This window comes from Paenibacillus peoriae (genome assembly GCF_022531965.1).
Taxonomy (GTDB): domain Bacteria; phylum Bacillota; class Bacilli; order Paenibacillales; family Paenibacillaceae; genus Paenibacillus; species Paenibacillus polymyxa_D.
The window spans coordinates 1,340,054-1,351,999 of sequence record NZ_CP092831.1; the positions used below are offsets into that span (position 1 = coordinate 1,340,054).

The following is an 11,946-nucleotide window of genomic DNA, read 5'->3' on the forward strand; positions in this document are numbered from 1 at the left end:
CGGTAGATGGGAGTAATGGGGAGGGAGGAAAGAGATGGAATTTAGTTTGACGGATGGTAAAGGAAAAAAGTTTCAGTTTCCGGTAAATCCTGAGGAAGTGACGATCTCACGGCAAAAAGGGTTTGATACAACGACGATTTTATCCTATGGGGAGTTTGACTTCCCGCAAGGGGAGAAGGTGAAGGAAATTTCCTTCTCTTCTTTTTTTCCGAAAGAATACAATCCAGCGTATTGCACATACAAAGATATTCCTGATCCGCAGGAGGCCATGAACACGTTGAATGGCTTTTTGTTATCTAAGAACCCGCTACGTTTTATTATTACGGAGACAGCCGTGAATGTGCCAGTAATTGTGGCATCTCATAATTCGATCTTTCGCGGCGGCGAGTATGGAGATGTGAATTTTGATCTGTCACTGCGGACCTGGAGTGATATGAAAGTTGCCAAAAAAGCTGGTGGCACAGGAAGTAAGGCGGCTACGGTTAACAAAAAGCCCCGCACAGATATGAAAGAAAAGAAAAAAATATATACGGTTAAGTCCGGGGATTCCTTGTCCAAAATTGCCAAGCTCGAATTGGGGGATAGCTCGCAATGGAGTCGTATTTATCAGCTTAACAAAAAGGTTATTGGGCAAAATCCGAATGCAATTAAACCGGGGCAAAAGCTGGTGTTGTCATGAGCTATAAAGTCATTTTACAGGATAAATATGATTTGTCGCCGCTTGTGGAGAACATTAATTTGAGGGACTCGCTGGAACAAATCGCCTATCAGGGAACCGTCAATCTAGTCGTTACGTCGGATATGCCCGCTATTTCCCCTGGGATGTCCATTCGGGTTAGCGGGATTCCTTATGGTAAAAAAGATTATGTTCCCTTGTTGTCCCCTGCCGTGATTTGGGAAGTGGAAACCTCTAACAACGGGCTCAAACGTATGACGCTGACGTTGTATGACCGTACAGTGTATTTGGACAAGTCAGAGGATGAATATTTACTCCCTGCCAAGCAGACGGCTACTCAGCGTTTTCAGAAGTATGCTAGGGACTGGAAGTTGAAAATCGCTTCATTGCCAGATACGAAAAAAACGCTGGGACGCGCCGTATACCGCACACAGTCCATCTATTCTATGATGCTGGGAGATCTGCGCGAAACGGCAAAGGCGGGGGGAAAGCTGTATCATCCGCGGATGATTTCTTCCGGGTTGGAGCTGTACGAGCTAGGAACGAACAAAGACGTGTATGTTTTGGAGAGAGTGACTGATACGACACAGTCCCGCACGCTGGAAGGTGCAGCTACGAGGGTGAAAGTGCTGGCTACGGCGGCTAGTGAAACAGGTAATGAGGTTCCTTCCAAGGTGATGGCGCTTGAGGAAAAGGACATTGCCAAATATGGGACACTTCAGGTGATCGTGCAGGATGACGAGGTCAAGTCCGGTGCAGCAGCCCGTGAGCTGGCTAAAAGTAAGCTGAGAGGCATACAGCAAACGATATCGGTAAATGCACCAGATATGAACACGATTCGAGCAGGAGACGCAGTGATGCTAGGTTCCATAAAGCTACTGGTCATTTCAGTGAGCAGGGAATTGGGCAACCCCGGCAGTATGTCGCTGGAGCTCGGAACGTATGACGATGTAAAAAGGAGGTTTTACCTTGAATAAGGACCCCTACGGGCATTTGGCTACTGCGCTGCAATCTTCATTTCATAAGCACACCAAGCAAGCGCTGAGTGGAGTGGGCGCGGTACTAGGCACGATCACCTCCACGGGACTCAAGCTGGACGATTTTAAACATGAGCTTCAGGATTATCTGGTCGCGGAGCTGCCGGGACTGCTATCTGTACCACGCCATATGTACAAAGGTACCTCAACCGCAGTGGAATCAGAAAATTGGGAAGGCAAAGAGCTGAAAACTTCCTTTTATATCGGGGAAGACGAGCTGGAGGATGTGAATCTCAGTTTGAACGAAGGACTCAAGCCCGGAGATCGTGTACTTGCGGTTCGGGTGAATAGCGGCAATGATGTGGTGGTCGTGTGCAAGGTGGTGAGTGGACGTGGCTAATTTATTTCCTGAAACAGATGATGTGATCTGGACAGACACGGATATGACCGACCCGGATGTACTGGAGGATAACCGCGCAGTATTTGGGCGAAGCTGGCGGTTTGATTTTGAAGCCGGTGAGTTTGTTATGAGCCCTAGTCGTAAAATCGTGACTACAGGGGAGAAGGAAGCGTGGGTACAGTGGTGTGAAAAAGCGATTCGCACTCCTCGCTACCGGCATGTGATCTATTCACCTGACTATGGGAGTGAGCTGGAGGAGCTCATTGGCAGCAGCTATGGGCACGGTGTGCAGGAAAGTGAAATTAAACGCATGGTCACAGAGGTGCTACTAGCAGATGCACGTACGGCTAGTGTGGATCAGTTCACGTTTCGCTGGGAAGGCGAGGCGTGCCATTTTAGCTGCCAGATTACGAACGTGCGGGATGAAACGGAAATTGTGGAAAGTGTGGTGATCTAATGGCAGACTTGCCGGAATATTTGGTAGACCAGACGGAAGAGGAAATTTTAAATCGAATGCTGGAAAAAGTGCCTTCGGATATTGATAAGTCCGAGGGCTCTTTTATTTGGGATGCGCAGGCGCCGGTGGCATTCATGCTCTCGGAAGCGGCGATCTGGGCGCAGGAGCTGCTGCGTCGGGGCTTTGCCAGCACAGCAGCCAGCGACAACCCGGATTTTCGTTCGCCGGAGCTGGATTTGCGGACAGCAGAGCATGGGGTGACACGGCGAGAAGCGGTTGCGGCCTCAGGTATGGTTACGTTCACGGGCACAGCGGGAACGACTGTCCCGGCGGGGACCTTGGTGGCGACCCCGGCAGATGATGTATCCGGGGAAGCTTCTATTGAGTATGCGACCACGGCTTCGGTCACGCTGGATGAACAAGGTGCCGGGGAAGCGGCTATTCGGGCGGTCAACCCCGGGCGCAGCGGTAATGTACCTGCGGGCGTCATCCAGGTGATGGCCACTCCGATTAGCGGGGTTGCCTCTGTGATCAATACGGAGCAAACCAAAAGCGGTACAGACGTTGAGAGCGACCAGCTGTTGCTGGAGCGTTTTTATGCCAAGGTGCGGAACCAGGGCACAAGCGGCAACAAGGCGCAGTATACTCAGTGGGCGAATGAGATTGCTGGAGTGGGTGGCGTGGAAGTAGTTCCGCTCTGGAAAGGACCGGGAACAGTGGGGTTATATGTGCTGGATACGGATAAACGCGCAGCCAGCCCAGATATCGTCGCTGCGGTGCAGAAGTACATCGATCCGACGCAGGATGGACAAGGAGAAGGACTGGCGCCAGCGGGCCCTGTGGTGACGATCATGCCAGCAGCAGAAGTGGAGATTAACATCTCAGTCAAGGTACAGCGTACCAAAGAGAAGCCGTCCACACTGGATGAAATCAAAAAGCTCATCGAGAGCGGTGTGCGGACGTATTTGAAGCAGCTTGCCTTTTACAAGGAAGACCCGTTGGTACGGTATACCCGGATTTCTGCTGTTTTGCTCGATATTCCGATTATTATTGATTTCTCTGAACTGAAAATCAATGGACAGAGCAATCAGAATATTGAGATTGGCTCAGGCCAGGTAGCCGTGCTGGGGACGGTGAGCGTCAGTGAGTAACAATGGAACGAACAGTTTTGGCGATTTATTGAATAACCCAGACCAGGGAAAACATGCAAACCGTAGTGGCACTTTGGTTAATCGAGTAACGATAGCGGAAGATACAGTGGGCCAAATGAGCAGCGAGCGAGGACGTGAGCTGCTTTCCTATTTGCCTTCCTATTACGAAACCTCACGCGTGATGCGTTCCGATATGGATGCTAAAGGAAGCGAATTGGACGCCTTGTATCTTGCAATGGATGCAACGGTGGGACAGTTTTTTGTACGTACCGCCACATGGGGGTTGGAACGCTGGGAAATGGAGTTGGGGATTGAAACCGATCTGGCGAAGCCATTGGACCAACGGCGTGCGGTGGTGGAGTCGAAGCTGCGAGGGGCAGGAACTTTTTCCGGTCGGCTTGTCAAAAATGTAGCAGAGGCGTATGACGGAGGTACGGTAGATGTTATTTTTCACCCTGCCGAATGGGGATTTACGGTCAAATTTATAGATACCATCGGGATTCCGCCCAACGTGGAGGACCTGAAAGCAACCATTGAGGAGATCAAGCCCGCCCACATGGCAGTGGAGTATAAATTACGCTACCTGACCATTGCCGAAGTGGAGTCTATGACCCTCTATGAAAATGAACATACAACACAGGATAGATATTTAGGAGGTGGCGCATAACATGGCAAGTGAAAAAACACCGAATCTTGGTTTAAATCAAATTGACCGCACATCGCCCAAAACAACGTATTTTGATCTGGAGAAGTATTTGGATGAAAACTGGCGCTCTGTAGATGAATTTGCGGGTGACGTGAATGACGGTGTAAATGAGATCAAGAAGCGTTTGGATACGACAGAGCGTAAGGCAGTAACTCTCGAACCCGGAGTACAGATTGTTCATACGGAAAAGGCTGCCCCATTTTCGTTGACGGGCCTGAGCGGGCGTACGTTGGTGAATTTGTTGGGACGCTTAGGCTCAGGTGACCAAATCGGTAGCCTTTTAGGTTGGGAAGCCGATCTTGCAGTTGATACATCTAATAAGGCGCAGGGCATGGGATCAATCAAGGTCACTGCAAAGAACGCCACTGGCGTGTATAACGTGTACAGTAGCGGATTAAAGCTTATTGGCGGAAGGTACTATATCGCCCTGGCTGATGTTAAAAACATCAATGCTTCAAACAATATTTATGTAAACTTTTCTACGGGTGGTAATAAGGCGCTCAAGCAATCCATAGATAAAAGTCAATTTGTAACGATCTATACAAAATGTGCACCGGCAAACGATACTACGATAAACTTGGAAGTTTCATCGATTTCAACAGCAACGGGTCAAGCTTTTTATGCAGACGCTATTCGTCTTTATGAGATTAACGCTTCAGATTATGCTGCCTTAGATAGCATGACCGCTGAACAGATAGTTACTAAATATCCATATGTGGACAGCGTAATGCCTGTACGTAATCCTTATGCGATTAGATATGGGGAGAATCTATTGCCGCCGTTCTATGAGTGGGGGGTAAGCGCAGCGGCTACGGGCAAAGCGTCGATAAAAGGTCCTTATAGTCTTAATATCACCACGACAACACTTAATAGCTATGTTCGGTATAAGACTAAAGTAGTACCAAACACTAATTATTCATGGTCCCTCACTCATTCGGGGCAAGTGGCGGTATCGGATAAAAACGACGCTAATCTTTTGGTTCCGTACACCACCAACCAAACGGGGTCGTTTAATTCAGGCACGAACGACGAAGTTTACTTTTATGTCAGTAACAACACTGTCGCTACGGGAACCTTCACCTTCACTAACCCTATGCTAAACATAGGTAGTACAGCCAAACCGTTCAAACCGCGCCAAGATTCCATGTTAGCGTTGCAAACAGACCTGTACGCTGATCCAGTTACAGGAGCTAATGCGGATACAGTGTTTGAACGAGATGGGCAATACTTCAAAAGCAAGACCTGGCACGGGGTTACATTAGACGGCGCTGTTAACTGGAACGCTAGTTCGCCTGGTCAATCATTTCCAGGTTTCAAAGTTGTCTATACTGCCCCGAATCAGTTTCCGGCGTGGATTAGCTATTCTGATAAATCCGTTAAGCATGATGGAAAAATATTAAATACAGCTAAGACGGGAGGGCAATGGTCTACGTTGGGGGCCGATGCAACAGAAACATCCATTGATGGGTCTATTTACGTTTCTGTCCCTGTCGCGGATAGTGGGTGGGCTGACGGTTACACGCCAACACAGGATGACATTAAAGCCTATTTCTATGGATACAAGGCATATGATGCTAACACCATAACGCCAGCCAACGCTCAAGCCTCCACCATGGCAACGTGGTCAGGCACAGGTACCAAATATTGGGTGCAACGCGTGGGCGCTCCTAACTTTACCCAATCCGTACCGCAACTGTCTTATACAGGGTACACACCATACCAACTTGTATATCAGCTTGCATCGCCTACCGTGGAGCCAATTGTATCCGAGGGGCAACTATCATTTGTTGAAGGAGATAATCAGGTTGAAGTAGGTACGGGGCTGATTGTTAGGGAGGAATCTAAACCTGCAATTTCCAGTAACCAATACTGGATTAATGGTTCTTTAAACGGTGTTAGTAAACTTCGGGAGAAGACCAATAAAATTATTGCCGTTTATAAAAACGGTAAGAAAGATAGTTGGGGAACAGTTAGTCACACCGATGATGTCAAAAACCTATATGGGCTTACCCAGGCTTATATATCAACTGCTAGGTTCGATCCATCGGCATCCTACAGCACAACATACTTGACGCTTGAAACCTCGCCAATCGTACCATTTGCAGGCTCTTATGCAGCTAACGAAAAAACGCTGCTTGAAGACTTGGCAGACAGTGTACAACAAAATACGGCGCGCGTGAGTGTGCTTGAGAACAAGAAGGCTGACAAAGATAATCCTACATGGCTTACTCCTACGTTGCTGAATGGATGGACTAACAGGGCTCCAGATTTAAGCCAGATATCTTACTTAAAAGATTCGGCGGGGTATATTCACATAAAAGGAGTGGCTAAACCTGGAGCGTTAAACACTTCAATGTTCCAATTGCCAGCAGGATACAGGCCATCGCTTTCAATTGTGGCAGTAGTGGCGGCAAATACTGATAATGCGCATGATGTTATGGGACGTATTAATATTGGAGCTAATGGTAATGTTGCTATGGTTCCTGTAGTTGGGATCACGATAACGGATACTGGCTGGGTTAGTTTGGACAGTTTGCCGCCATTCCTTGCAGAAAAATAGAGGGGGTATAACACATGAAAGTAGTACCTAAAGTAAATACAGACGGCCTCTATCTAGAGGACGAGTTAGTGGACGATACCTTTTCAGGTATCGTCCCTTTTTATACTCCATCTTCACTCACGCTACCTGATACAAACCAGCAGCTAGACAACCATCGGCTTATTGACATTAGCTCTAGTGCCATAGATGTAACGAGTTCAGAAAGCACCCCTGCTGGTTATACAGTAGGGATTCCAGTACCAGCTGGTCTATACCATCCTCGTTTTGATATCCAAGGCTGGCTGGCCTATGAAGCGGAATATAGTCAAAAGGTGATAGAAGCACAGGACGCGTATGAGCAGTTGAACAAGGAAGCTCAGACAGTATTTCAGAAGCTGCATGATGAATGGCAAAACAAACCTGAAAACGAACGTGGAGACGAACCTGTATATTCTGCTCAGACATTCACGGCTCCAGAACGAAGAGACCCAATGACGTTCTGGAGTGAAGGATTGAGTGAGGAAGCAATTAAGGAACTGACACAAAAAGCAGAGCAACAGCCGAGTGAGACAGATCAATTGAAGCAGCGTATTGCAGATCTCGAAGAGACGTTGACCCAGCTCATGCTTGGTAACACAGGAAAATAACGTGTACTGAGGATTATATGTAACAGCATCTTTATAAAAAGAGGTGAAGTCATAACTATGACCGCTTTAACAGAGGCTCAAATGCGTATTTGTGCTCATGCTTGCATCACCCGCTATGAGCGAGGAGAGGGCGATATAGCAACGATCATTGGAAGCTACGCTTTAGATGAAAAGCAACGTGAACAAGTAATGAAGATTATTTTATCCAAGCGTTCTGATCTAGCAGCGGGCAACGTAGATAATTCATCATCAACTGATGCTCTGAATGAACGGGAAGAAACGGTTAAATGGTATAACTCTATTTTCCGTAAGAAAACAGTATAAGAGAACAAAACAAAAATAATTGTTTATATGCCCTTGGATTAGTCCAAGGGCATTCACTTTACACCTAGGTTCAAAAGGGGGAACAAATATGCATGAAAAGATCGATCAGATTTGGCTGGGGCTTTCCACGGGGACCTTGATCGGTTATTTTTTCGGGGGGTGGACCACTATGTTGACGTTGCTGTGGTGGATGGTCGTGATCGACTTTTTCACCGGATGGACAGCGGCCTGGATTAATGGGGAGCTAAAAAGCCGCCAGGGGTATTACGGTATTTTTCGCAAGGTTACCGTGTTTTTGCTCATTACGGTAGCTCACCTAATCGACGGTATTCTCGGGGATGCACATTACTTCCGGGATGCCGTCGTTTTCTTTTATTTAGCGAACGAGCTGTTGTCCATTATTGAAAATGTGGGCAGAATGGGAGTGCCGATGCCGGATATTTTACGGAATGCGGTAGCTATTTTTGAGTCCAAGTCAAGTGGAGAAAAAATAAAGTCAACCGACCCTTCCGACAAAGAGAATAAAGTTTCATAAAGTGCCACCAGTGACCACCACCCAAATAGGCTGACTACCTTTTTGCCCTTTTTTCGGTGTAAAAGTGGAAAAGCCCAGACCGTATGGATGGTCCAAGCATATATAACAGAGACAGAGTGCTACAACATTATAATGACAGGGAGGGAGCGCCTTATGCAAAGTCGTAGCCCTAATGCTACCGAAGGCATTGACGTGTCCCGATATCAGGGAACGATTGATTGGAAGCGTGTACGAGCCGATGGTAAATCGTTTGCCTTTATTAAAGCGAGTCAAGGACAGCGTTACGTCGATCCGACATTTATCACGAATGCAAAAGGGATCAAGGCAGCCGGGCTCTTACTGGGAGCGTACCATTTTGTAGATGCGACCGATGTAAATGCAGCAAAAGCAGAAGCCAGGCATTTCGCCGAGGTGTTGGAGCAGGTGGGTGGGGCGAAAGCGCTGGACTTGCCAGCGGTGATGGATTACGAAAATAATCCGGGAGGGCTTAGCTCGGCCACGATTCATGAGGTTGCGTTGGCATTTGTAACGGAATTTGAACGGGTAAGCGGCCGTAAGCCGATGGTATATACAGGGAATGCTTTTGCTGCCCATTTCAAAGCGCCATTGGGGAGTTATAAGCTGTGGATTGCACGTTATAGTACACGGGTGCCCGGCGACACCACAGCATGGAAGAACTGGGACTTTTGGCAATACAGCGATAGTGGACGGGTTGATGGAATTCAAGGGCCGGTTGACCTGAATGTATACGCCGGAACAGAGGCCGAGCTACGCCAAGCATTTGCAGGAGAAGAGGGGGATGAGTCAATGACAGCAGAGGAAAAAGCGGCATTTAAGGCCCTGCAGCAGCAGGTCGCCGCTCTTGAAAACAGCAAAGATGTGCTCAAGCAGACGTTGAATGAACAAAGTGCTTATATTAAAAAAGTGGATCAGCGGGTAGCTGAGCTGGAGGCGCGTCAGGCTATGTCTGTACCGGCCTGGGCGAAGGGAGCGATGGCTGCCGCTGTTGCAGTTAATCCGGCAAGCCCGATTGTGGATGCGAAACTGCCAAGCAGTTACGATTTTTATCGCTTACTGGTCGTATTGAACCGTCTGGGTGTGTTTAAAACAACCAAATGATCTTTTATAAATTTTATGAGAAAAAGGGATTATTTTCATGCAAACTAATCCATACGCCTGAAACGTAAATAGACAGGCGGTTCAAAGGCAACCGCCTGCACTTATTGTAAAGTGATGTTCTTCATGATTTCTACATAAGCTGAACTAGAACGTTTTAAAAGTGTGAATCATTGGGTGAAAATGCAGCATGTCTACCAGCCAAATCAAGCGGTAAAAGCTCTTGTACGTTTATTTATTTCAGAACATATCTGGGAATAGGATATACAGGATGTAGGTCCGGTGCTGAATACATTTTTGAGGTAAGATTATACTCCTGCTTGGAGGTTAAAGACCCCCAGCAGGAGCATATATTTGGTATGATCGTGTAAGTTGGTTTGTAATATTAATTGACATGATGTATAAAAACATATCGTAATGTATGAAAAAACCCCTTGTCGGCTTCCAGATTTTATAGTAAAGTATCCAATAATCAACTTTGTTTGAGCATAATATTCACTGTTTGTGAGTATATGTCACACTTTCACCACGACCTTACATACTCCTCTTTCTCTTTATCACATCACATTTATTCATTACCCTACAGCATCTCTTACACCACTAGATTATGAACACTTCTGTCCTACTACACCTATTTGATGAACTCGGAACCTGGGATTACAGCTTGAGGACAAGCCTTGTCATGTCAATTCAAGAATTGGCATTCATCCGGTATCAACGAATTAACAATATATAAGGTGTGAAAGGGGTTTGCTGCATGAGCAAAAAGTATGCAAAACACAAAATCTGGACCGTTCTGCTGGTGCTTGCGCTAGGAGCTGTTTTGGCGCTTTCCGGTTGTGGGGGATCAGGTGAAGGAGCAAAGCCAGAGGCAGGGAAAACACCAAGCGGAGCAGGAGAGGGCGTGCAGGACACGCTTATTTATGGACGCGGCGGAGATTCCGTGGCGCTAGATCCTGCCATTGTGACTGAAAGCGAGTCGCTAAAAATCGGAATGCAAGTGTTCGACACACTGCTGGAATATAAGGTAAACACAACGGAGATCCAACCGGGGCTTGCAGAGAGCTGGGAAGTATCACCGGATGGACTGGTCTATACGTTCAAGCTGCGCCAGGGTGTAAAATTCCATGATGGAAGTGACTTTAACGCTGAAGCGGTTGTGTTTAACTTTGACCGCTGGGCTGATCCAAAAAGTCCATACAAATTTGAAGGTGACTCGTTTGACTATTATGATTCTATGTTCGGTCCTGAAGGAAGTAGGGTGATTAAGGAGGTTAAAGCGGTAGATGCGAACAGTGTCCAGTTTACACTAAACAAGCCGCAGGCGCCGTTTTTACAAAATATCGCTATGCCATCCTTTAGTATTGCAAGTCCCAAGGCAATTCAGGAGAAAAAGGCTGATTTCAAAAGTAATCCGGTCGGCACGGGGCCTTTTGTATTTAAGGAATGGAAACGGAACGATACCATCACGCTGGAGAAGAATCCAAACTATTGGAAAGAGGGCCAGCCGAAGTTGGCAAAGATCATTGTTCGTTCCATACCCGACAATACCGCGCGATTTAATGCTCTGCAAAATGGAGAAATTGACCTGATGGAGGATTTGAATCCGGATGATGCAAAGCAGCTAGACGGTAATAGCGAATTGGTGAAAATTGAACGTCCCTCCTTTAATGTGGCGTACATTGGATTTAATTTAAAGAAAAAAACATTCAATAATCCCAAGGTGCGCCAGGCGCTGAATCACGCAGTGAACAAGCAGGCCATTGTTGATGCATTGTTTGCAGGGCAGGCTAAGCCTGCGGTCAATCCGATGCCACCTACGTTATGGGGGTACAACGATAGTATTCAGGACTACGCCTATGATCTGGATAAGGCTAAATCTTTACTGGCGGAAGCGGGCTTTCCTAACGGGCTTCCCGAGCCGTTAACCTTCTATGCAATGCCCGTATCTCGTCCTTACATGCCTGACGGCAAAAAGGTGGCAGAGGCCATTCAAGCCGATTTTGAAAAAATAGGCGTCAAAGTCAACATCCAATCTCCAGAATGGGCTACGTATCTGGATGATCTTAAAGCAGGAGAGAAGGATGATCTGTACATGTTGGGATGGAACGGGGACAATGGTGACCCGGATAATTTCCTTTATACATTGCTGGACAAGGATACGATTCCAGGCAATAACCGTAGTTTTTATGTGAATGAGGAACTCCACAAAGTATTGGTGAAGGCGCAGGTTGAGGTCGATCAGGACAAGCGTGGGGAACTGTATAAACAAGCACAAGTGATTATTAAACAGGATGCACCGTGGATTCCCTTGGTTCACAGCACACCGTTGATGGCAGGTAAAGCGAACCTCAAGGGTTTTGTACCTTCTCCGGCAGGTATGGAAGCGTACGGAAATATTTATTTTGAATAGCCCAA

12 protein-coding genes are annotated in these 11,946 nt (G+C 47.1%); all 12 read left to right on the forward strand.

The genetic code is table 11. From position 1 onward, the window contains the following. The first annotated feature begins 34 nt into the window (after positions 1-34). The gene (locus MLD56_RS06005; RefSeq protein WP_029516163.1) at positions 35-679 is read left to right on the forward strand and encodes a LysM peptidoglycan-binding domain-containing protein; all 645 of its coding nucleotides are present in this window, start codon (positions 35-37) and stop codon (positions 677-679) included. Next, positions 676-1,653 (forward strand): XkdQ/YqbQ family protein, encoded by a 978-nt coding sequence (locus MLD56_RS06010; protein WP_029516164.1) that lies wholly within the window; start codon positions 676-678, stop codon positions 1,651-1,653. Before MLD56_RS06005 ends, MLD56_RS06010 begins: the two co-directional genes overlap by 4 nt. Then, entirely contained in the window at positions 1,646-2,053 is a 408-nt protein-coding gene (locus tag MLD56_RS06015; protein ID WP_014280222.1) for a hypothetical protein, read from the forward strand. The genes MLD56_RS06010 and MLD56_RS06015 overlap by 8 nt, the downstream gene beginning before the upstream one ends. Further along, entirely contained in the window at positions 2,046-2,510 is a 465-nt protein-coding gene (locus tag MLD56_RS06020) for a DUF2634 domain-containing protein (RefSeq protein ID WP_029516165.1), read from the forward strand. The genes MLD56_RS06015 and MLD56_RS06020 overlap by 8 nt, the downstream gene beginning before the upstream one ends. Continuing rightward, entirely contained in the window at positions 2,510-3,661 is a 1,152-nt protein-coding gene (locus MLD56_RS06025) for a baseplate J/gp47 family protein (RefSeq protein WP_029516166.1), read from the forward strand. The genes MLD56_RS06020 and MLD56_RS06025 overlap by 1 nt, the downstream gene beginning before the upstream one ends. Next, on the forward strand, positions 3,654-4,328 hold the full coding sequence (locus MLD56_RS06030) for a YmfQ family protein (RefSeq protein WP_029516167.1): 675 nt from the start codon (positions 3,654-3,656) through the stop codon (positions 4,326-4,328). Before MLD56_RS06025 ends, MLD56_RS06030 begins: the two co-directional genes overlap by 8 nt. A gap of 1 nt (position 4,329) precedes the next feature. Further along, a complete protein-coding gene (locus MLD56_RS06035; protein WP_029516168.1) occupies positions 4,330-6,927 on the forward strand; it encodes a hypothetical protein in 2,598 nt (865 codons plus the stop codon). Positions 6,928-6,941: 14 nt separating this feature from the next. Continuing rightward, entirely contained in the window at positions 6,942-7,553 is a 612-nt protein-coding gene (locus MLD56_RS06040) for a hypothetical protein (RefSeq protein ID WP_029516169.1), read from the forward strand. Between the two features lie 57 nt (positions 7,554-7,610). Further along, a complete protein-coding gene (locus tag MLD56_RS06045; RefSeq protein ID WP_029516170.1) occupies positions 7,611-7,877 on the forward strand; it encodes a hypothetical protein in 267 nt (88 codons plus the stop codon). An 88-nt stretch (positions 7,878-7,965) separates the two neighbouring features. Beyond that, positions 7,966-8,412, forward strand: coding sequence for a phage holin family protein (locus MLD56_RS06050; protein WP_029516171.1), 447 nt, complete (start codon positions 7,966-7,968; stop codon positions 8,410-8,412). 153 nt (positions 8,413-8,565) lie between these two features. Next, the gene (locus tag MLD56_RS06055) at positions 8,566-9,531 is read left to right on the forward strand and encodes a glycoside hydrolase family 25 protein (protein ID WP_029516172.1); all 966 of its coding nucleotides are present in this window, start codon (positions 8,566-8,568) and stop codon (positions 9,529-9,531) included. Between the two features lie 754 nt (positions 9,532-10,285). Continuing rightward, entirely contained in the window at positions 10,286-11,941 is a 1,656-nt protein-coding gene (locus MLD56_RS06060) for an ABC transporter substrate-binding protein (RefSeq protein ID WP_029516173.1), read from the forward strand. Positions 11,942-11,946 lie beyond the last annotated feature (5 nt).

Coding starts and splice junctions, on each gene's coding strand:
- MLD56_RS06035 (WP_029516168.1), top strand. CDS start 4,330: ATGGCAAGTGAAAAAACACCGAATCTTGGTTTAAATCAAATTGACCGC.
- MLD56_RS06060 (WP_029516173.1), top strand. CDS start 10,286: ATGAGCAAAAAGTATGCAAAACACAAAATCTGGACCGTTCTGCTGGTG.
- MLD56_RS06005 (WP_029516163.1), top strand. CDS start 35: ATGGAATTTAGTTTGACGGATGGTAAAGGAAAAAAGTTTCAGTTTCCG.
- MLD56_RS06025 (WP_029516166.1), top strand. CDS start 2,510: ATGGCAGACTTGCCGGAATATTTGGTAGACCAGACGGAAGAGGAAATT.
- MLD56_RS06050 (WP_029516171.1), top strand. CDS start 7,966: ATGCATGAAAAGATCGATCAGATTTGGCTGGGGCTTTCCACGGGGACC.
- MLD56_RS06045 (WP_029516170.1), top strand. CDS start 7,611: ATGACCGCTTTAACAGAGGCTCAAATGCGTATTTGTGCTCATGCTTGC.
- MLD56_RS06010 (WP_029516164.1), top strand. CDS start 676: ATGAGCTATAAAGTCATTTTACAGGATAAATATGATTTGTCGCCGCTT.
- MLD56_RS06055 (WP_029516172.1), top strand. CDS start 8,566: ATGCAAAGTCGTAGCCCTAATGCTACCGAAGGCATTGACGTGTCCCGA.
- MLD56_RS06040 (WP_029516169.1), top strand. CDS start 6,942: ATGAAAGTAGTACCTAAAGTAAATACAGACGGCCTCTATCTAGAGGAC.